The 22,016-nt window shown below is 28.0% G+C and carries 20 protein-coding genes and 1 rRNA gene; 8 read left to right on the top strand and 13 right to left on the bottom strand.

The window, feature by feature from the left end; genetic code table 4:
- Positions 1 to 135: 135 nt before the first annotated feature.
- Positions 136 to 1,641: ribosomal RNA gene (locus ACR82Z_RS00530) — 16S ribosomal RNA — on the bottom strand.
- 262 nt (positions 1,642 to 1,903) lie between these two features.
- On the opposite strand from ACR82Z_RS00530, the gene ACR82Z_RS00525 reads away from it, so the two are divergent.
- The 8 genes from ACR82Z_RS00525 to ACR82Z_RS00490 all read left to right on the top strand — a co-directional run bounded on the left by ACR82Z_RS00525 (position 1,904) and on the right by ACR82Z_RS00490 (position 10,563).
- Positions 1,904 to 3,802 (top strand): P68 family surface lipoprotein, encoded by a 1,899-nt coding sequence (locus tag ACR82Z_RS00525; protein WP_435129772.1) that lies wholly within the window; start codon positions 1,904 to 1,906, stop codon positions 3,800 to 3,802.
- A gap of 70 nt (positions 3,803 to 3,872) precedes the next feature.
- Positions 3,873 to 5,717, top strand: coding sequence for a P68 family surface lipoprotein (locus ACR82Z_RS00520; protein WP_435129769.1), 1,845 nt, complete (start codon positions 3,873 to 3,875; stop codon positions 5,715 to 5,717).
- A gap of 89 nt (positions 5,718 to 5,806) precedes the next feature.
- Positions 5,807 to 6,154: a hypothetical protein gene (locus tag ACR82Z_RS00515; protein ID WP_435129766.1), complete on the top strand. Its 348-nt coding sequence runs from the start codon at positions 5,807 to 5,809 to the stop codon at positions 6,152 to 6,154.
- Between the two features lie 12 nt (positions 6,155 to 6,166).
- Complete coding sequence (locus ACR82Z_RS00510) at positions 6,167 to 7,612, top strand: hypothetical protein (RefSeq protein ID WP_435129763.1); 1,446 nt, start codon at positions 6,167 to 6,169, stop codon at positions 7,610 to 7,612.
- Positions 7,613 to 7,660: 48 nt separating this feature from the next.
- The gene (locus ACR82Z_RS00505; protein ID WP_435129760.1) at positions 7,661 to 8,083 is read left to right on the top strand and encodes an ATP-binding cassette domain-containing protein; all 423 of its coding nucleotides are present in this window, start codon (positions 7,661 to 7,663) and stop codon (positions 8,081 to 8,083) included.
- Between the two features lie 39 nt (positions 8,084 to 8,122).
- Entirely contained in the window at positions 8,123 to 8,839 is a 717-nt protein-coding gene (locus ACR82Z_RS00500) for an ATP-binding cassette domain-containing protein (RefSeq protein WP_435129757.1), read from the top strand.
- Positions 8,811 to 9,758 (top strand): hypothetical protein, encoded by a 948-nt coding sequence (locus tag ACR82Z_RS00495; protein ID WP_435129754.1) that lies wholly within the window; start codon positions 8,811 to 8,813, stop codon positions 9,756 to 9,758. The genes ACR82Z_RS00500 and ACR82Z_RS00495 overlap by 29 nt, the downstream gene beginning before the upstream one ends.
- Complete coding sequence (locus tag ACR82Z_RS00490) at positions 9,751 to 10,563, top strand: ABC transporter permease subunit (RefSeq protein WP_435129752.1); 813 nt, start codon at positions 9,751 to 9,753, stop codon at positions 10,561 to 10,563. Before ACR82Z_RS00495 ends, ACR82Z_RS00490 begins: the two co-directional genes overlap by 8 nt.
- Positions 10,564 to 10,599: 36 nt before the next feature.
- Here ACR82Z_RS00490 and ACR82Z_RS00485 read toward each other — a convergent pair whose 3' ends face one another.
- From ACR82Z_RS00485 to ACR82Z_RS00430, 12 genes are all read right to left on the bottom strand, one after another.
- Positions 10,600 to 11,427, bottom strand: a complete 828-nt coding sequence (locus tag ACR82Z_RS00485; RefSeq protein ID WP_435129749.1) for a TIGR00282 family metallophosphoesterase — start codon at positions 11,425 to 11,427, stop codon at positions 10,600 to 10,602.
- A gap of 38 nt (positions 11,428 to 11,465) precedes the next feature.
- The gene (recA, locus tag ACR82Z_RS00480; RefSeq protein ID WP_435129746.1) at positions 11,466 to 12,446 is read right to left on the bottom strand and encodes a recombinase RecA; all 981 of its coding nucleotides are present in this window, start codon (positions 12,444 to 12,446) and stop codon (positions 11,466 to 11,468) included.
- A 347-nt stretch (positions 12,447 to 12,793) separates the two neighbouring features.
- Entirely contained in the window at positions 12,794 to 13,681 is an 888-nt protein-coding gene (locus ACR82Z_RS00475; protein ID WP_435129743.1) for a hypothetical protein, read from the bottom strand.
- Between the two features lie 112 nt (positions 13,682 to 13,793).
- Positions 13,794 to 14,531: an IS256 family transposase gene (locus ACR82Z_RS00470; RefSeq protein WP_435129740.1), complete on the bottom strand. Its 738-nt coding sequence runs from the start codon at positions 14,529 to 14,531 to the stop codon at positions 13,794 to 13,796.
- Positions 14,513 to 14,878 carry a transposase gene (locus ACR82Z_RS00465; protein ID WP_435129737.1) on the bottom strand — a complete coding sequence of 122 codons (366 nt, stop codon included), beginning with the start codon at positions 14,876 to 14,878 and terminating at the stop codon, positions 14,513 to 14,515. Before ACR82Z_RS00465 ends, ACR82Z_RS00470 begins: the two co-directional genes overlap by 19 nt.
- Entirely contained in the window at positions 14,811 to 15,074 is a 264-nt protein-coding gene (locus ACR82Z_RS00460) for a transposase (RefSeq protein ID WP_435128564.1), read from the bottom strand. The genes ACR82Z_RS00465 and ACR82Z_RS00460 overlap by 68 nt, the downstream gene beginning before the upstream one ends.
- Before the next feature lie 730 nt (positions 15,075 to 15,804).
- Positions 15,805 to 15,927: a hypothetical protein gene (locus ACR82Z_RS00455; RefSeq protein ID WP_435128362.1), complete on the bottom strand. Its 123-nt coding sequence runs from the start codon at positions 15,925 to 15,927 to the stop codon at positions 15,805 to 15,807.
- 94 nt (positions 15,928 to 16,021) lie between these two features.
- Positions 16,022 to 17,446, bottom strand: coding sequence for an aromatic motif membrane protein (locus tag ACR82Z_RS00450; RefSeq protein WP_435129734.1), 1,425 nt, complete (start codon positions 17,444 to 17,446; stop codon positions 16,022 to 16,024).
- Complete coding sequence (locus ACR82Z_RS00445; protein WP_435129732.1) at positions 17,430 to 18,425, bottom strand: aromatic motif membrane protein; 996 nt, start codon at positions 18,423 to 18,425, stop codon at positions 17,430 to 17,432. The genes ACR82Z_RS00450 and ACR82Z_RS00445 overlap by 17 nt, the downstream gene beginning before the upstream one ends.
- Entirely contained in the window at positions 18,415 to 19,548 is a 1,134-nt protein-coding gene (locus tag ACR82Z_RS00440) for an aromatic motif membrane protein (RefSeq protein ID WP_435129729.1), read from the bottom strand. The genes ACR82Z_RS00445 and ACR82Z_RS00440 overlap by 11 nt, the downstream gene beginning before the upstream one ends.
- A complete protein-coding gene (locus ACR82Z_RS00435) occupies positions 19,526 to 20,236 on the bottom strand; it encodes an ABC transporter ATP-binding protein (protein WP_435129726.1) in 711 nt (236 codons plus the stop codon). Before ACR82Z_RS00435 ends, ACR82Z_RS00440 begins: the two co-directional genes overlap by 23 nt.
- Entirely contained in the window at positions 20,236 to 21,951 is a 1,716-nt protein-coding gene (locus tag ACR82Z_RS00430; RefSeq protein ID WP_435129724.1) for a hypothetical protein, read from the bottom strand. The genes ACR82Z_RS00435 and ACR82Z_RS00430 overlap by 1 nt, the downstream gene beginning before the upstream one ends.
- Positions 21,952 to 22,016 lie beyond the last annotated feature (65 nt).

The following is a 22,016-nucleotide window of genomic DNA, read 5'->3' as shown; positions in this document are numbered from 1 at the left end:
ATTCAGTTTTCAAAGAACAAAAGAGAGAAAAGTTCTCTCAAAACTAGATATAACTTTTGGACTATTAACAAAAGCACATAACATAAATAAAATAGTCGTTAATATTTGTTATATAAATAACAATGTACTCCGTAGAAAGGAGGTAATCCATCCCCACGTTCTCGTAGGGATACCTTGTTACGACTTCACCCCAGTCACCGGCCCTGCCTTAGGCGGTTGTCTCCGTAGTTAACTAAACCGACTTCGGGCATTACCAGCTCCCATGGTGTGACGGGCGGTGTGTACAAGACCCGAGAACGTATTCACCGTAGCGTAGCTGATCTACGATTACTAGCAATTCCGACTTCATGTAGTCGAGTTGCAGACTACAATCCGAACTGAGAATAGTTTTTTGAGATTTGCTTCACATCACTATTTTGCTTCTCTTTGTACTATCCATTGTAGCACGTGTGTTGCCCCACTCGTAAGAGGCATGATGATTTGACGTCGTCCCCACCTTCCTCCCAATTACTCGGGCAGTCTTCTTAGATAATTAACTAAGAATAAGGGTTGCGCTCGTTGCAGGACTTAACCGAACATCTCACGACACGAGGCTGACGACAACCATGCACCATCTGTCATTCTGTTAGCCTCCACTATATCTCTATAGTTTTGCAGAAGATGTCAAGAGTGGGTAAGGTTCTACGCGTATCTTCAAATTAAACCACATGCTCCACTGCTTGTGCGGATCCCCGTCAATTCCTTTAAGTTTCACTCTTGCGAGCATACTACTCAGGCGGATGATTTAATGCGTTAGGCTGCGTCGATAGTATCTATCAACTAATCATCATCGTTTACAGCGTGGACTACCAGGGTATCTAATCCTGTTTGCTCCCCACGCTTTCGTCTCTCAGTGTCAATATGTACCCAGTTAGCTGCCTTCGCCAAGTTGGTGTTCTTCCTAATATCTACGCATTTCACCGCTTCACTAGGAATTCCGCTAACCTCTATACAATTCTAGCATGCCAGTATCCAACGCGATTTGGGGTTGAGCCCCAAATTTTGACGCCAGACTTAACATACAACCTACAGACGCTTTACGCCCAATAATTTCGGATAACGCTTGCAACCTATGTATTACCGCGGCTGCTGGCACATAGTTAGCCGTTGCTTTCTGACAAGGTACCGTCAAGGTATTAACATTTCCTTTAATACTTTTTCTTCCCTTATAACAGCAGTTTACAACCCGAAGGCTGTCATCCTGCACGCTGTGTTGCTCCATCAGACTTTCGTCCATTGTGGAAAATTCCCTACTGCTGCCTCCCGTAGGAGTCTGGGCCGTATCTCAGTCCCAGTGTGGCGGATCAGTCTCTCAACCCCGCTAAACATCATCGTCTTGGTAGGCCTTTACCCTACCAACTAACTAATGCTCCGCACCCCGATCTCTTAGTGGAGCAAATGCTCCTTTAATTTAACTTTTATGCAAAAGTTAAAGGTATCCAGTATTAGCGATAATTTCTCATCGTTATCCTAATCTAAAAGGTACGTTAAGTACGTGTTACTCACCCATTCGCCGCTAAGTTATAAATAACTTCGCACGACATGCATGTATTAGGCACACAGCCAGCGTTCATCCTGAGCCAGGATCAAACTCTCGAAAAAATTGACGACTGTCATGTTTTATATCTAGTTTTCAAAGAACTTTTTTGAACTTTTTTTAAAAGTCGCTTAGATATTATAGCAGTAAAATAAAAAAGAAAAATTATTTTTTTATTTTTTTTTTGATTTTTAATTTGTAATTTATCGAAAGAATAATTATTCTTCTCTTACATATTTTATATTTATTTTATATTATATAAATGAATTTGTGTGAAAAAGTAGTAAAATATTAGCAAACATTAAAAATAATATAAAAGGAGATTCAATGACAAGAAAGTATAAGCTTCTTTCAGTACTTTTTGGTACTTCAAGCTTAACTACACTAATTGCTGCTAGTTGTGGAACTTCGCAGCAAAAGAAAACACCAGGAACAGGCACAGAAACTGCTCAATATCCAACTGATAAAGCTGCTTCTGATAACACTGTTCGTTTAGCAACAGCACAAGGAAAGGTATACCCTTTGATGATTGCTCTTAAGCAACTTGTTCCATTATATAATCAAACAATGAAAGATCAAGCAGGTTATTTGCCAGTTGTTTTAGAGACAGCTGATGAAACTAAAGCAAAAAGTGAATATGAACTTGGAACACAAGCTGAAAATTATACCAGAACTAATGATGCAAAACTTGCTAACTTACTCTTAGGTAACAAAACTACTGCATATCAAATTAATTCATATGGTAAGATTTTAGATGTTTCTGATACTTTACCTAACAATTTGTTTCCAACTAAAATCTTAAAGAATCACAACAACTTAGTTGGTGAAGATACATCAGGTGGAAAAATTTATAACCTTCCTTTTGATGTTTCTGATACTAATGGATTTAGTATTAACATCGACTTATTAAACAAAGCATTAGAACTAATGAAAGCAGCTGGTGCTACAGTTGTAAATGAAGGTAAAGTTTTTGAAAAACTTGCTGCAAACAAAGACAAAGGAAATAACATCCCTGCTGAATCAGTAATTAACTACTTAAAAGCAAAACCTGGATCACTAACAGGATATATAGTTAATCAAAAAACTTTTGAAGGTGTTGAAAGTTTATTTGAATTTGCAAGAAAATTCTATTCAGCAGTCGAAGTTGATACTGCTAAAGTTGCTACAGCAACAACCGAACTTATTCCATTACAAGCTTTTTCAATTGACTACCAACAAGATGAGTTTTACAAACTTATCAATAATGATTTAAATTATAAAAAACTTTGAGAACTTGAACCTACAACAAATAACCAATTTGACTTGTCTAAGATCAAATACAACTTACCAAGTGATCAAGCAATGAAAGACAAATTTGTTGAAGTATTTAACAAATTTGTAGATAACCATTCAATACAAGTTCAAACCAAGGTAGGTGATAAAGATGTGTCTAAACCTATCTTATTTAGAGATGTAAAATTCGAAAATAACTCAAATGAATGAGCATCATGACATATGAGACAATATCAAACCATTTTTGCTATAGTTGCTTCTGTCGGTCTTGAGCAATCAGTTAATTCGCAAACATCTCGCAATTTCTTTGCTGCTAAAAACCCTGATGCTCCAAAGAAATGAACAACTCGTGATGATGTTTTCTTACAACAACAAATTACTAAAAACAAAGCAGATGATACTAATGCTACCTATTTTGAAGGTGGTTCTAGTTTAATCCCTGTTGCTGTTGGTAGTAAAGAAGATGCTGCTACAAAGATGTTTTTAAACTGATTGTATAACGGTAAAACCACATGAAATAATAAAGAGGTTAATGTTCGTGATTTAATGTCTGAACTTTCTGCATACATCATTCCATTAAACACAGATTTAACTCGTGGAGTAAGTTTTTACAACAATGTGGAATCAGATTTAGATACACAAATTGCTGCAAATGAAACAAAACTAAAAACTTTATCAGATGGTGAAGAAAAAACCAACCTACAAAAAGCAACTGAAGCATTAAAATCACAAGCTAACTATACACACTCAGCTGCATTATCATTCACTTCATTAAAAGAATTTAACGATGGTAATGAAGATTTATTTAGCTTACCAAGTAATCCTAAAACAACAAAGATTAATGCATACATCGCTACACAATTGCTTAATTCAACCCGTGATAAAAATGCAACTAAAGCAAACGGAACAGATGTGTTAAACCATGTTTTAGATTTAATCAGTAAAGAAAACTAATAATACGAAATCATGTGTATACATGATTTTAAATTTTAACTTTTAACTAGTATTAATAAAAAGGACACAAATGAAAAAATATACTAAACTCTTTTCTATTATTTCCCTTGCTTCAGTAGCTCTTGCAGCAAGTTGCTCACAAAGTAAAACACAACAAACTGAATATCTAACAGATAATGCTGCAAAAGATAAGAAAATTGTTTTTGCCACTGCACAACCTAATTCTTGACCTTTAATGTATGCGTTAGAAAAGATGATTCCTCTGTATAACAAAGAAATGAAAGACCAACCTGGATTTTTACCAATAGAGTTACAAACAAAGGAAATAACAAAAGCAGATGGCGAATTTGGTTTAGCTACACAAACTGAAAATTATATTAAAAGTAACGATTCCAGACTTGCTAACTTGCTTTTAGGTAGCAAAACCACTGCATATATTATCAATAAATATCAAAAACTTCTTGATACATCAAAAGAACTTCCAATTTCTTTATTTCCTAAGAAAATACTTGAAAATCATACTAGTGTTGTTGGAGAAAAACTAGGTAGCAAATTATTCAACTTACCTTTTGATGTCTCAGATACCAACGGATTTATATTAAACATTGACTTAATGAATAAGATGTTAGACTTAATGCGACAAGCAGGAGCAAATATCGACCGAAATGGAAAACTTTTTGATACCTTAAATGAATATAAAGATAAAGGAAATCACATCCCTGATGAATCAGTAATAAATTTCTTAAAAATAAAACCAGATTCATTAAAAGGTTACGCTATAAATTCTAAAACTTTCCAAGGGGTTGAATCGCTTTTTGAACTAGCACACAAGTTTTATGATTCAGTTGAAATAGATAATGATAAGGTTGCTAAATTCAACAAACCTATTATCCCTTTACAAGTCTTTTCAATCGATTACACATTAGATGAATTTTATAAAGTGCTAAATAATAGACTTAAAGGTAAAAAACTTTGACAACTAAACTCCACAAATGGTCAATATGATCAAAGTAAAATTACTTTTAATTTAGCAACAGATAAGAAGATGCAAGCTGATTTTATCGATGTTTTTAACGAATTTGTTAAAAACAAATTAACTATTGTACAAGCATCAAATGACCAAAATGTTAATGATGTTTTATTTAGAGATGTTAAATTTGAAGGAAAAAGCGAATCAAGTTCTTCACATATGCGTCAATATCAGGTAATTTTCAGCATCTTTGCTTCTGTTTCATATGAATACACATTTAATTCAAAGACTATTAGATATTTTAATAAACCAACTGCTGATGTGTTAGCAAAGTGAACCACAAGCGATGATGTTTATTTACAACAACAAGTTTTAAAAAATAAGGCAGACGATGATTTTGCAACCTATATCGAGGGTGGATCATCATTAGTCCCTATTTCAATTGATAATGGTGGTGATGAAGATAAAGCAACTACTATGTTTATTAATTGACTTTACAATGGAAAAACTACTTGAAATAATAAGGAAATTAATGTCCGTGACTTAATGACACAATTAGCTGCTTATGTTATACCTTTAAATAAGGATTTAGAACGTGGAATCAGTTTTTATGAAAATGCTGAAAAAACCTTAAAGGATGAAATTGATGCTAATGAAGCAAAACTCAAAAATCAACCGAATAAAACCTTAGATGATCAAACTGAAGAACTAAAAACAGAGACACATCACCTTCATTCAGGAGCATTATCATTCACTTCATTAAAAGAATTTGTCGATACAGATGTAGCAAAATTATTTGATTTACCAGGTAATGAAACTACCTCAAAAATCGATGCTGTAATTAAGGAATCATTAATAAATTCAACATTAAACAAAAATCCATCTTTTAAAACAGGACAGCAAGTTTTAGATGAAGTTCTACAAATTATTTCAAAAAATCAGTAATAAGATTGCACTATGTGCAATTTTATTTTGCTAATTCTTTTATTTATAATTTTGCATTATAATATAGCAATAATCCATAAGGAGTTATAATGAAAAAGTTACTGAGATTTTTATCAATCGCATCATTAGCAACATCAGCAGTTGCTATTAGTTGTTCAAATGCACAAAAACAAAGAGAAAGTAAAATTCTTTTTGCTACATCACAAGGTGATTATTTTCCTTTGATTATGGGACTAAAGGAAATTATTCCTTTGTATAATCAACAAATGAAAGACCAACCTAATTTTCTTCCTGTGCAACTACTAACTAGCAATGACACCAAAACTAATTCAGAATTAAAATTAGCAGCTCAAAATGCAGAATATATCAAAAACGATGATAGCAAGCTAGCAAACATTTTTTTAGGTAACCAAGCAGGTGCATTTTTAATTAATTAATATAATAAACTTTTGGATGTTTCAAGTGTGTTACCGGTTAGTTATTTTCCAAGCAAACTTGTTACAACTCACACTAATTTAGCTGGCGAAAAAATTAATAATACTCGTATTTATAATCTTCCTTTTGATGTTACTGATATAGATGGTTTTTCTATAAATATCGATTTGTTAAATAAAGCATTTGAATTTTTAAAACAAGCTGGAGCAACTATTGATGAAAATTCAAAAATATATCAATATGCTTTGCAGCACAAGGATTTAGGTAACCAAATACCGAGTAATTCATTAATCAACTACTTAAAAATCAAAGACGATACCAATTTAAAAGGTTATATAATTAATGATGCTACATTTAACGGGATAGAATCACTTTTTGATCTTGCTCGTAAGCTTAAAAGTATATTAGAATTTGATAAATCAAAGGTTGAAACAAGCGATCAAATTGATGATTTAGCGATTTTCACAATCGATGAAAGAGATGATGCATTTTTAAAAGTTTTAAATAACAAACTACTGGGCAAAAGAATTTGGCAACTGCAAAAAACTAACGATAAATATGACTTTTCAAAGGTAAAATACAATCTTGAAGATTCTGACATAAAAAAGGCATTTATAGATACATTTAATGAATTTGTTGCTCTAAATCATAATGAATATTTAAATAATGCAGTTTTTCAAGATATAAAATTTGAAAACCAAATGGATGAATGAAGTTCATGAGCATTGCGTGATTATAAAGCGATTTTTTCTTTTGTAGCTAATGTAGGTTATGAGCAATCTATGGATAGTCCAATTTCCAGATTTTTTTATTTAAGCAAAGATGATAAAGAAAAATATAAAAAATGAGCACAAAAAGATGATATTTATTTACAGGAACAACTTACCAAAAACAGAGCAAATGATGCTTTTTCCACATACATCGAAGGTGGATCAAATTTAATCCCAATTTCAATTGATAATGGAGGAAAACAAGATAATGCAACTTTATTATTTTTAAAATGACTTTATCAAGGAAATGTAAATTATAATGGTGAATACATTAAGGTTACTGATTTATTAGCACAAAAAACTGGTTATATAATCCCACAAAAAAGTCAAATTGAATCTGCATCAGATTGATATGTTCAAAGACAAACTATTTTAACTAATAAATTAAAGTTACTTAAAAATCAACTTAAAACTAATTCAAATAATTCCGATGAAATCCAAAAACAAATTGATAAATTAAGCACAGAAAGCAATTATTTATATGCAGCTGATACAACTTTTAAAGGATTAAAAAACTTTGAAAACAGTAAAAACGAAGATATTTTTTGAGTTCCTATCGACCAAACAACATCTGCTATTGTCGAAAAAATTCGCTCTTTACTTCTTGATTCTACATTGAAAAAGAATCCAAAAATAATAACAGGAGAACAAGCATATCAAATCATTTTAAATATGATAAAAAACTCATAGTTATTGTCATATTTATTTTTGTTTTTGTATATTTGGTAAAATTTATTTATGAATGGTATAGCAAGTGTAAAAAATCTTGTTTTTGTAAAACAAAAAAAAGAAATTTTAAATATCCCAGAATTATATATTCCCGAAAATAAAATAATATCGATAGTTGGACCATCAGGAGCAGGCAAAACTACCTTATTAAATTTGTTATCTAAAATTGAAACACCAAAAAGTGCTGAAATCACTCTTTTTAACAATATGCAGACTGCTCAAATAGGTTATATTTTGCAAGAAAACTTTCTTTATGAGGAAATAAGTGTTTTTCATAATATTTATCTAAGCGCAAAAAACTCATTTGTTTGAAGACATGAAAAAAGGTTAGAATTCTTACAAAATTTTGATGCTAAATATTATTTATCACCTTTTTTACAAAAACTTATTAATAAGTATAAAGAAACAAAAAACGAAAAGAAAGAAAGATAATTATTCTATACAATATGACATTTTTTGTTTTTTAAATATATGTTTAAAAACCAAAATGCATTTAAAGTTATACAAAAAGAATCTAAACTTAAGCAGTTTTTCAAAAAAGACCTAGATTTTATTGCTGATAAAGTAGAAATAAAGCAAATTTTAAAGCAAAAAGCACAAAATATCTCAGGTGGTCAAAAGCAGCGTGTATTAATTGCTAAAGCGATAATTAAAAAGTCTACTTTGATGCTTATGGATGAACCCTTTTCGGCTCTCGATGTTAAGATTAAAGAAAAAACTATTGAATGAATTTTAAAAATCAAGAAAGAATTTAATTTATCAATTATTTTAGTTACCCACGATCAAAATGATGCTTTAAAACTTAGTGATTATATAATGGTAATGAATAATGGTAGAATAGAACAATTCGATACAAAAGATAAAGTGTTAGAAGAACCTGCATCATACTTTGTAGCACACTTCTTTTGCTCACCAAGATTAAATCTAATCAAAGAAGATGATATATACAAATATTTTGTAAAACCTAAAGATATTCAAATTTTCTTATCATCTGATTCAGAATGAATTATTAGACAAAAGGAAAATATTGCTGATCTAACAATATATACAATACAAAATCAAGACAAAGAATATGTAGTTTCAAACACAAATTCAACATTGAATATTTTAGATAAAGTAGATGTAAATATACCAGAAAACAAAATAATGAGTTTTAAACATGAAGAAGTTATTGATCAACAAAACTAAATTATCTAATGTTTCACTTGCTTTATTATATATTCTACCTTTGTTAATCCTTGTAATCATCTTTTATATCTACCCCATAGTAAATTTAGTTCATGAATCATTTATAAATTTTCCATCAAAGACTAAAAAGATTTATTATTTTTATAGTTGAGATAATTATCGTCGTGTTATAGAAGATAACGACTTTCAGACAGGCTTGAAAAATTCCACCTTTTTGTTTTTTGTGCCTACATTTATCTCTTTATTTTTATCTATAATTGTTTCATATTTAATAAGTTCTTTAACTTTAAAAAGAACAAGAAACTTCTTTTTAAAGTTGATTTATTCGCAATTTTTTATTTCTGGTTATACAGTTGGATTAGCCTTTATCTTACTGTTTGGTGAAGAGAACTTGTTTTTTGGTATATTTAACTCGAAACGGAGTTTTCTTTACGGAAATAACTTATTAAGTATTAAATTTTATATGACGCTGTTTCAACTTTGACGATCAATGCCCTTTAATATCGTTATTTTTGGTTTTATTTTTAGTCGCATTAATGTTAAATATGCTAAATTAATTAAAATAGATAATCTTAGATTCTGAGATCGACTTAAATATTTATATTATGTTGAATTCCGAAAATACTTTATTTTAGTTACATATACAAACTTAATTTTCTCTTTTTTAATGTATCCTGGTGCTATCATACCTGAAGAACGCATCGTACCAACTGGGGCCCATACACTTACAAGTTATATTTTTTCATTAATTAAACCTTTTGCAGGAACATTATCAGTAGATACAAACAAAGCATATGCAGCAAGTTTACTAGTAATTTTATACTTACTGTTTCTGTTTATAATAAGCTGATTAGGTTTATTTGTATTCAAAAAGACTTTTCAACTTATTATAAAGTATAAAGGAGCAAAAGATGTATAAAAAAGCATTTAAGGAAGCATTAATTATTATTTTAATAGTCATTTTAATCATTATCATCTTATTTCCGATTTATATTTTAATCGTCTCTGCCTTAATGCCTACCGATGATGTGGTTAATAAAAGATTTACTATAAGATTGAGAAAGTTTGATTTTTCTAATTTCAATTTCTTTAGTGATATTCGTTTTTGAAAAGCAGTTGGACTTTCTCTAAGTAGTTCCTTGATGCTTTTATCTATTCGTTTGATAACATACACACTATTTGTCATAGGTATTTCAAAACTCGGAAAAAGATCTAAGAAGGTTATCTTACTTATAATACTTATTTTATCTTTCATCCCTGAATTTGCTATATACTTATCATTAAATAAGGTGCTTAATAAACTGAACATCACAAACAGTTTAACACCTTTATCACTTGTTACAAATGGATTTTTCTCTTACTTTTTTATGTATAATCTACTTATCCATTTTGAAAAGAGTAAACAAAAATATTATAAAGCAATGAAAATTGATAATCTCACATTATGACAGAAAATATATTTAATTTATTGAAAAGAAATGAAAGAAACCTATATTCTCTTGATTATTTTTAGTTTTGTTTCTGTATGAAATGATTATTTATGACCAAATTATATACTTAGCGGAACAAATGATGCAACTGTCGGTATCTGATTTAGACAAATTGGACAAGTCCCTGCTGGAGGAAGTTTGCTAAACATTCAATCTGCTGGGGCATTAGTTGTTATTGCTATACCATTAACAGTTTACTTTATTTTTTCTAAGAAAATTGTTCGTTCTGTTTAAAATACTTTTAAGTCTTTATTATAACTTAAAAGTATTTTATTTATAAATATCAATATTTTGAATGTTTAATGTTTCTATTTTATTTTTCTTTTCTTTCATACCATTTTTATATAATGTAATAATAACCCCGTTTATTTGGGTGTTGTTCGAACTTACAACAAATTTTTCTTTTTTACTTCCATCATCATTTATTTTAGCCATTATTTCAGCAGGATTTACACCAATAGCAGAATTAATAGGACCTACCATTCCGGCATCAGTTATATAGACTGTTCCGTTTGGTAAAATATGTGCATCGTTTGTTTGGACATGTGTATGTGTCCCACATATAGCATCAACTTTTCCGTCTACATACAAACCAAAAACATATTTTTCGCTTGTTGTTTCTGCATGAAAATCTATAAAATGAAAATCTGCTTTTTGGAAATTATTTGTTAATTCATCAAAGGATAATAAAAATGAATTAGCATATTGTTCCTGTCAAGGCTTAAACAGTTCGTTAAAACTTACTCCCATAAAAGAAGAAACTCTTAATGTTGAACCATTTATACTAAAAACCTTTGATCCAAATCCCTCATATTCATAATTAACATTAAAAGGTCTCACTATATCTGCTTTATTAATAATTTGCAATATACTTTCATCAGCTCAAACATGATTTCCCATTGTAAAACAATCAATTCCTGCTTTTTTTAAACGATAATAATCTTCCACCGACAAACCTTTACGTCCTGTTACATTTTCTCCTTGTGCAATGACAAAATCAATATTGTGTTCTTTTTTTATCTTATATAAATATTTTTCAACAGTTATAATACCTGGTAATCCAAAAATATCACCTAAAAACAAGATTCTGATACTCATAATACATATATTATAAATGTTTATAAAAATAAGTAAGGCTAATGCTTACTATATTCTTGAACTTGACTTAGGATTTCATCATATATATCAGAATGTGTTAATAAATAATCACGTAGGTTTTTCTTACCCTGAGCAACATTTTGTCCTTGATATCCATATCAAGCACCCTTTTTATCAAGTATATCTTTTTCAGTCGCCATATCAATTACTTCACCAATTTTATCAATTCCTTTATCGAAGTAAAATTCACTTTGTCCACTACGATATGGTGGTGCAATTTTGTTTTTAACAACTTTAAATTTAATTTCAGCACCTATAACTTCTTTATCTTCAATAATTTGTTGTCCCTTACGAACTTCTACACGAATGCTTGAATAGAATTTCAACGCACGACCACCTGGTGTTGTTTCTGGATTACCAAAAATTACCCCAACTTTTTCGCGGATTTGATTAATAAAAATAATAGTAGTTTTATTTTTATTAAGATTTCCTGTTATTTTTCTTAATGCCTTTGACATTAAGCGGGCTTGAGCACCAATTTGTTGATCTGTCATTTCTCCGTTCAATTCTGCTTCTGGAACTAATGCTGCTACTGAATCGACTATTATTAAATCAATATTACCTGTTTTTGCTAAAATATCGACTATTTCTAGTGCTTGCTCACCACTATCAGGTTGCGATAGTATTAAATTATTAACATCTACACCTATTTTTTGAGCAAATAATGGATCTATTGAATGTTCTGCATCGATAAATGCCGCAACTCCACCTTGTCTTTGAATCTCTGCTACTGCATGTAATGATAAAGTTGTTTTACCACAACTTTCAGGTCCATAAATCTCTATGATACGTCCTTTTGGATAACCACCACCAAGTAAATTATCTAGTGTTATACTACCACTACTGAATGTTTCTACTGCTAATTCAGGAACATCTCCTAAAAGCATAATAGATTCTTTACCAAACTTCTTCTCGATTTGATTTATCGTTGTAGCTATAATGTCTTTATTGTTTTCCATTTTACCTCCAATATTATAATAAAATATTCAATAATATGGACTAATAAAGAACAAAATTCTGAAATATTATTCAAAACTTTACATAGTTACAATGTATAAAAATTATATAGCATAAAGCAGGATTAATCACTTTTTTACCAGTTTTTTTAATACCATAAAAAGTCTAATTTAAGATTTTTCTGTTTTACTTTTTATAATAAAACACCTTTATATAAAAATATAAAAACAAAATCTGAAAAAGTACTTGTAGCAAATAAAATATTTGCGTAACGCCACAGATATAAAGTTTTTTTGTTTCTTTTTTCAAAAAAGAAAATTCCTCGCCTATTTTCGCCATTAGGCTGGGGTTAGGGGTGGTAAAAGTGAGAAACCCTTAAAAACATTTGTAGAGGTGTATGTTTTAAACGATTTTCCTGTAAGGAAAATCCTAGGCACTGCTTTGGTAAAATATTCATAAATTTTGTTTGTTTGATTTTATAAATTTGTGATGTTATCGAGTTTTTTTTACGAGCATCTTCGAGTTCATCTAGTATTTGTTGCAATATTTTTTTATTTCATCAGCCTGTATATTTATCAGATGAAGCAATTTTTCTAATTTTTAAATCAAGTAATTTATTAAAGGAGAAACCACTCGAAAGAAGTCTTGATATGATTTGTACTTCTTTTACCCCTACATGCAAGCGTTTTTCGAATGCTATTTTCTCATAATGAGTCATATCTTTTGTAGATATCGGTTTTGCTTCATATCTTTTATTTTTGGTTCTAAAATATAATTTTTCGTCTGTTCCTATGACAAATTTTATATCTGTGCTGCTATTAATTTTAATTCTTTTGTCATTTTCATAGGGTGCATAATTTACATTATTATAAGTCATTGCAGCAGCATTAATTTTTCTTTTTATCTCTAAATCAAAGTAATTTTCTAGGTATTCTTTATGTGGTTGTCTAAAGAAATTACTTTGTGGATTTTGTATAACACTTTTTCTTGTAATATTTAAATAATTCATTAATTCACCTATATTTTGGTTCAATTCTTCAATTGTTTTATAATTGTGGTCTTTTATTCAACTTGGAATTCTCTTTTGTGCAAAATCTCAAAAACGCTCAATATGTGGTTTTCCGTTTGATTCAGAAGTGGTTATAAATTCTATTCCTAAATCTCTTACAGCATTATATGTAGAAGCATTTGATTCAGCAGAATTATAAAAATTCTTTCTGTTATCTGTAATAATCATTTGTGGAATTCCATAATTGACATTATAAAAATTCTTGTGTATTTTAATAAAATCTAAGTTATATCCTATAAAAAGGTAAGTAGTATATATAATAGCATCTTATCAGAAAAATTTAAAAATTTTTTTGAAAAACCCGCAAAATAAAGCGAACAAAAGTAATCTTTTGTTCTTTTGCTTTATATTTTGCAGGTTTTTCAATACCAAATCGAAGTTTAACCAATATTTCTAAATCCGTTTGTTGCTCTAAAACTTCTGTCAATATTTCAGTTATCAAAAAAATATGTGCTAAAAAGCAGTGATAAACTTTCCGTATTAGGAAATGAAACTTTTCTTTTAAAATCAATTTCATATTCGAGTTTAAGGATTCGATTGGATTTGTTGTATAAATAGATTTACGCTTTTCAGGTGGAAAATCAAAAAATGTTAATAAATTTTGCATTTGCAAAAGATATGAGACTTCTTTTTTGTAACCTTTTATAGTTCATTTTGATACAAAGTTTTCTAGTTCTTTTTGTGCTTCAAGTATATTACTTCGTTTTGCAATCAACATAAAATCATTAGAAATTTCTTTACGATCAGAAACCCTTACTTTAGACACAATATTTCTTTGAATGTGTATAAGACATCTTTGAGTCTTAGATTTTGGAAAAATTTCATTTACAACATTTTCTAAACCAGGTAAACCGTCAAAGACAAAAATTTCAACTTCTTCTACACCTTGTTCCTTGATTTTTAGTAATAATTCTCTAAAAATTCCTTTGTTTTCATTTGGACAAATTTCAAAGTTTAGCACTTGCTTATAACCATTTTCGTCAATTCCCATAACGATATTTATAGACTTCCTTTGCATAACTTCCTCGTTTGATGGAAAAGTAAGTAGAATCAAGAAAAATTGCTTGAAATTTCTTTGGTAGGCTTTCTATTTTGGAATTCATCTACCTTTTCCTTTGTAGTAGTAAAGATATTAGAAATTGTTTGTCTTGACATTTTTATGTCTGTAGAATTCTCAATGAAATCAGTGATTTCTTTATAAGAACCACCTAGTTTGCAAAAGGACATTATCATCTGAGTAAGATTATCACTTCTTCGACTATATCTGGTAAATAATTTACTTTTAATTCTTCCTGCTCTATCTCTTGGAACATTTAGCAATGCTTTTCCAATAGGTGTATCTAGTGCTTCTTGTATAATAACCATTTCGTGTATTTTTCTTTTCATATTTAGAATTTTCAAATTCAAATTTTAAGTTCTCATCAAACTCTTCTTTTAAGATTGCATTCATTATATTAGTAATGATATCTCTTGAAAATTCTGCTACGAATTTAAACCCATTTTCTTTTATTTCATTAATCTTTTCTGAAATTAACAAATTTTTTGATATAATATCTGTCATGTGTTCTCCTTTGTTTTATTTCACTTACAATTTTAAAGGAGTTTCACTCTTTTTTAATATTTTTTAAAAAATCTTTTTTGTGAAGATAACTCAGTTATGAATACACAACTTTTTTAAGTGTCCCCATAATTATTTATCATTTTTTCAATATTTGATTGATGTCCATTTAATGATTCTGCTTTTTTCTCAAAATGTAATGACAAAATTAAACCTGTTGCTACATCAATGGAACCAATTAATGTTATTTCTTTATTATTTAAGAATTTGTGTGAGCATCCATCTCATTTCTACCCTTTGACCAAATGAGAAATTTCGTCTTTGTTCGGTTCTAATTACTTCTTTTTCTTAGGTTTTTTAAAAACCATATTATCAAAAAGATATTCCTTATTCGTTAATTTTGCATACTTTACATATTTTTTGCAGAATTTTTCGCTACTTTTATAAGCAAAAGCAGATGTAACACCTAATTTTATTAGTCTTTTATGAAATTGAGAGTAAGATATATTCTGAGTTTATTTTTTCATTATATAAAAACAAACTCAAATATGAATCTGTTGAACTCTTCCCGTCGCTTAGTGAGGAGTTTTTTATTATTATAATCTTCTGCTAATTTCTTTATCTCTTCATTTGAGTATTTTCAGGCATGAATGTTATCTCTATTCTTATGAAGAACAAATTTTTTAATAAACTTCTTCTCCCTTTTATACAATTTTCTTATATTTAATAACAGTTACGAGAGATTTTCCGATTTTTTTGCTAAACTCTGTATTGTTAAATCACTAAATTGCATTACTGTTTGTAAATTTATCAGTCTTGTTTTTTCGAAATTAGATAATTCAAAGTTATTGTTCATTATTAAATCCTTACAAAATTATATACTATAGTAATTAGTAAAATTTTGTTTAATAATTCACGATAATATGGACTAATAAAGAACAAAATATAAACTATTTAACTGTGTTAATTAATGTATATCGCATTTCTCTACCACCATATTCTTCTTCAAAGATAACTTTTGTAGCAGGTGATGGCGAAACATTTGGATCGGCTCATATTCTTGTGCTATTTACATATTTTTTTAAATCAAAATCTTCTAATTTTTGTTTACTTAATAGCAATTTTGGATATGTATAAATATATTCACTTAATTTTTTTCTTGTTATTGTCTTTTTACCACCTTTTTCAGTAGTTTCTATTTCAAAAGAAAGGATATATCCTTGTTTTGTTAACATAAATATTCTTTCTTCATAATGATATGTTGGTTTTTTTATAGAAACTTTTACATCATTTGCAATACTAAATAATTTTTTCTTAGGGAAAAATGATGGTGGGATTTTTGATAAATCATTGCATTTAAGTTCACCCTCATCCTCACATTCATCGTCATCTTCATCAACATCAGAAGCTTTGCTATTTTCTCCCTCCATATCCTCATCTTTTTCATCGGATTCTTGTATTTTTTTAGAGTCTTCTGATTTTTTCAGTTCTTCTTCTTTTTGTTTTTTTTCTTCTTCCTCTAGTTGATTATTATCTTTTTGATTTTCATTTTGTTCATCTTTCTCTTTATCATCATCATCATCATCTGTTTTTTGGGTTTTTGGTTCATTGAATGAGTTCTTTAGTTTCTCTAACAAACTTTGATTTTGTGTTTTTTCATCTTTTTTAGGTTCAATATAATTTTCTTCTTTTGGTTTTTCTACAATCTCTTTATTTTCTTGCTTATCATCTACTATTTCTTTCTTTTCTTTAGGTATTTCTCGTTTTAATGGTTCTTCAATTTCATAAAAATTATATCTTTGAACAACAAAATCAATTATCTCATTATTATCTGCTATAAAATAATCTTTATAAATCTTTTGTTTAGTCTCTGCATCATCAACAACATCTGCTTTAACAAATTCATCTGTTGCGATATTTGGTGACTGCATAAATTTAAATTTATCTAAATTAAATAATAAAAACAATCAATTCTCTTCGAACAACACTCTTTTTTCATCTTCTGCTTTTTCTGTTGTAAAATTTCTTTTAGTCTTAAATGTTTTATAGTCAAAAGAACCTTTGTCATAGGAAGAAATGAAATTATTTGAGTATCTTAATCAAGTTTTTAATGAAGTTAAATACTCTTGTGCATTAATACTCTTTTGCTTTTTAATATACTTTTGAATATCTTCATTATTATCATACAATTTGTGTAAAATTTCTTGGATATAGTCGTTTTTTATAAAGTTATCTCATTTATCATTTTCTGCATTTACAGAATTATTAACTAAGAAACTAACTTCATTTTGCTGTGGCTTAGAACAAGAAATAGCAGCAAGCACTGGCATAATAAATAATCCTAAACTTATAGTTTTTCTAACTCATTTTTTCATTCTTTCAAACTCCAAACATAAATGCAGGTTCACCATATTTTTGTTTTTTCACCATTACATCTTCAAATTCTGGATATGCATTAGGATATTGATGTATAAATAATGTGTGAACAACTGATGAAACTAACGGAAGTGAAATGGTATTTGCTTTTGAACTACCAAAATATCAATTCATTGCTTTCATAGATAATTTAGGATTTTCAGTATCTAAATTTTCTATTAAAATTCTGAAAACCATCTTTCCTTTACTAATGTAATAGATAACACTATTTCGAAATTCTACGCTTTCAATTCCTTGAATCTTGTTATCTAAATAATTGTTCTTAAATTTAAATGATGGATATGAGATTTTTGAATCAATTGATTTTTTGTATTCTGAACTTGCTGTTTTTCCATTTTGCAGTCCATCATAGACATATTCTATAAATTCAAAATTAAATTTATCTATATTTGTAAAAAAATAATATCAATTTTTAGAAATTTTTTCATTTTGTCTTATCGCAAAATCTCTAAAATGAACTCTTATATCAGATAATTGTTTTATTTTATTTATGAGTTGTGATTCTTTTTCAATTATTTGTTTACTGTTTATTTTAGGTGTAAATTTTAGTTCTTTTAAATCGGTTTCGATATCGTCTATTTCGTCTTCTATATTACTTAACTGTTCTTTGTATTTTTGTAATAATTTATTATATTCCTGCGACATAGTTATAAAAGTTTTTTCAATTTCATCTTTACTTTGTTTTTGTTTGTTTATAAATTCTAGTTTTTTAACCTCTGAACCTTTAAATAAATCATTTAAAATATCATTAATAAGAGCATCTGTTTTCTTTTGTCTAATGTTATTTGGATTTGAACTTATATCTTCTTCATTTGATATCAAAGCACTTAGTTTTTCGCCCTGTGAATAATTGGTGCAAGAAACAGATATCAAAGGAACTAAAAATAATGAATTTAAAAATATTTTTTTAACTTTCATCACTGTCTCCCAGACTAAAACGAGAAATATAATTATATTTGTGGTTTAGATTGTATTCATAAATGCTTCGATGTAGCATTTCAGAATAATTTTCTCTTTCGAATAATTTTGCAAAATTTTGGTCTGTAAATTTTGCAAAAACTTCTTTTTTTATTTGTGCATCTGTTTTATTTTCATCTTCATCTATTATCTTTTTTTGGTAATTAAATAAACTATCAAGTGATTTTTTATATGCATCTTTTCAACTTTGGATAAATACATCATAAACTTCATTGAATGTCCCTAAAACTCTTGTGGTTAATATTTCTGGCAATATAAAAACATGCTTTTGTGATTGATTATTGACTTGTTTTTTATATACAAATACTGGCATAATTGAACCATCATTAAGTTCTATAAATAATATTTTTGTATCTATATATTTATTTAACTCAGATGCTGCTTCTTTGTATTCATCTGGTATCAAATTAATGAATCTTTGTTCATAAATTTTCTTAATTTTGAATTTATTTATTTTATACAAAAGCGAATCAGTATTTTTTACTTCATCATCTTTGTTTTTAATCATTAACTTTTCAAACAACAAATCCTTTATATTTGTTGTTTGATTATTTAAATAATCACGATCATCTTTGAAATTTTCACCATATGTGTTATAAATAAAAGTGAATTTATTAATATTATTTAAATACCAAAACCAATTTTCATTTAACAATTTTGTTAAAACATTTATACCTTTTTTAGCATATTTACCAGTCAATTCACTTCGATCTTTCGAATTTACATAAATAAATAAAGGTGCATACGTTAAAGCAGATGATATATCTGATAAATAACCATTGTTTATTGAATTTTGTTCATTATAAAATTCGTTTTTAACTTGCTCGCTTGTGCTTTCATCAAAATAGTAACTATTAGCAATTGTTAATAAATCATCATTTTGATGAACTTGCTTTACTAAATAATTTCTGTAATCCACTTTACTTTCTTGTTTATTTGTATACGAGTTTATAAATTCGCTTTTGTTAGAGTTTATACTAACAAAAGCAGATACAAGTGATATAACAGCAACGCCTAAAACACTTGCTGATGTTATTAGACTAATTTTTAATCACTTTTTCATAAAAAACCTCCTCTAAATTATTTTCATTTGCTCCAGAATACAAAATTTTTCCTTGATGAATCAGTGTAAATGAATCTACATATTTTTTAATTTCACTCAATATATGCGAACTTATAAAAATAGTTGTTCCGTTTTGGTGTAATTCTTTTAGTATTTTGAATAATTGATATCGTGCTGTTGGGTCTAAATTAGCAGCAGGCTCATCTAAAATTAACAATTCCGGATCATTTAGTAACGCTTGAATTAATAGAACTTTTTTCTTTTGACCTGATGAAAAATAAAAAGGTTTTTTGTTTTTTAGATCTAAAATACCGAAGTTTTCTAGCATCTGATCGATTTTTTGTAACAATTTTTCTTTTTCAGTTGCTTGTTTTAAATTTAACATCCCTAAATACTTTAAATATTCAAATGTAGTAATTTCTTTAGGGAATATAGTGTTTTCAGGAACATATCCTAATCTTTGTCTACTATCTGGTTTTTTAATGCTTATTCCATTTATTAAAACATCTCCTTGATAATTTATATATGATCCAATAATAGTTTTTATTGTTGTTGTTTTCCCTGCTCCGTTTTCTCCTATAAAAGCATGAAAACTTCCGGTTTTTACATCAAAATTTAAATCAAAAATACCAGTATTCTTCTTTTTTGAATAAAATTTACTTAAATTTCTAACTTCTAGAATATTCATTATTTATAATCCTTACGATAATATAATTTGTTATTTACTAATACCAATGCTGCTGATAAAATAATTCAAATCAAAAAGTAAATATTTTTTTCAACTACCTTTATATTTGTTCGACTTAGCTCATAAACATCTTCAACTGGTGTAAATAAATAATTGTTAGATTTGTTTAAATCATAGCGAATAATTATTTTTGAATTGTTTTTATCACCTGATACTTCTTGTTTTGCTACATAATCAGAATATCCACCTATATTGTAGTCAAAACCATCTATATTAATTGTATATGTATCAGGATCATAATTATTATTAATATCATTATGTAAAATTGCATCAAAAAGTTTTGTGTCTAAATAAGAAAAATATCCATAATAAATCAATGCAACTGCTAAATAAATTTTCTTTTCTGTCAAACTCTTTATTAACTTGTTTTTTAAAGAACTTGGATCCAATACAACACTCTGAGTTTGTAATCTTAATAAATGACTATTTTCACTATTTAATGCATCTGAAAGATATTTAAAATAGATATCCTTGCTTTCAAGTTGCTGTGTATTTTGTGTTTTATTAAGCACTTGTTGATAAAATTTCTGTGCATAATCATCAAATGCCAAATCTGATAAAAGTTCCTTAATATATTTTCACTTTAGTTCACCTACAATATTTTGCGAAGAGTTATAAACAAATTTATCTTCCGGAAATTCAGTCTTAAAAGTATCAGCACCCTCTCTTGCATAAATAATATTGGTATTAATTAAATTATTGAATATAGCTTGATTTTTAAGTGCTGTAGGCACCAAAAATGCATTTTTATTTACTATAACAGCAGGTTGAATAATTTGAGAATCAGGATTTTTAACTTCAGATGTGCTTTTTAACTTATCAGTTACACTATATTGTTTTAGATTAGATTTAGGTAAAAGAATATAATTATAGATATAAGAATCCTTGTTTTTATAAAACAAGTATTTGGATAAATTGCTGTCTTGTTCATCTGAAAATGCATTAAAAATATTAGCATTATTAATATTAAATATATCCAGCATTTGATATGGTGTAATTAAATATGAATATATTTGTCAATCTCTAGCAGATGCTTTTGAAGTAGCAAAAGCTTTATCAAGAAATTCTTTTTGATTTTTATTGAATTCTGAACTCTCATATCCATTAGGAACTATGTAATATTTATCATATCCATTGTTTAAATAGAATTTTTCTGCATTTACTCTATTTCCTGATAAATGATTCTGATATGGTAAATTTAAATAATATGCATAATTGTTTGCTGTTGAAGTGCTTTTAGCAGCAATTATGCTTCCACCTATTGCTAGCGGACTAAAAAGCAAAATAGGTAGTGTTATAGCGACTTTTGTGTTGATTTTGTAAGCAATCAAAGATGTGAATGTTCCAAATAAAATGTATGCTAGAAAGAATGTAGCAAGACTTATAAAGATTAAATATCACATAATTACTAATAGTTTTAAACTTGCCAGAATAAATATATTAGAGAATATAATTATAACAGCTCAATATAGTCCAAAAACTATATTAGAAAATGTTTTTGCTCATATAATGCTTTTTCTCGAAATAGATTTTGATAAAGTAAGTAATTCTATCCCTTCTTCTTCTAAATCTTTATATATATTAATAGTTTTTATTGATGAAAAGAAAACTGTAATTAATAATTCAACAAAGATTACTATATAAAAGGATAACATTTTTTGTTTTGTATTTATATTTAGTTGACTAAATACTATTGAACTTATTATTGAAATTATAATCC

This window comes from Mycoplasma sp. 6243, assembly GCF_051200785.1.
Lineage (GTDB): Bacteria > Bacillota_I > Bacilli_A > Mycoplasmatales > Metamycoplasmataceae > Mycoplasmopsis.
The sequence above is the reverse complement of the archived record's forward strand: the minus strand, read 5'-3'. Positions and strand labels throughout refer to the sequence as shown.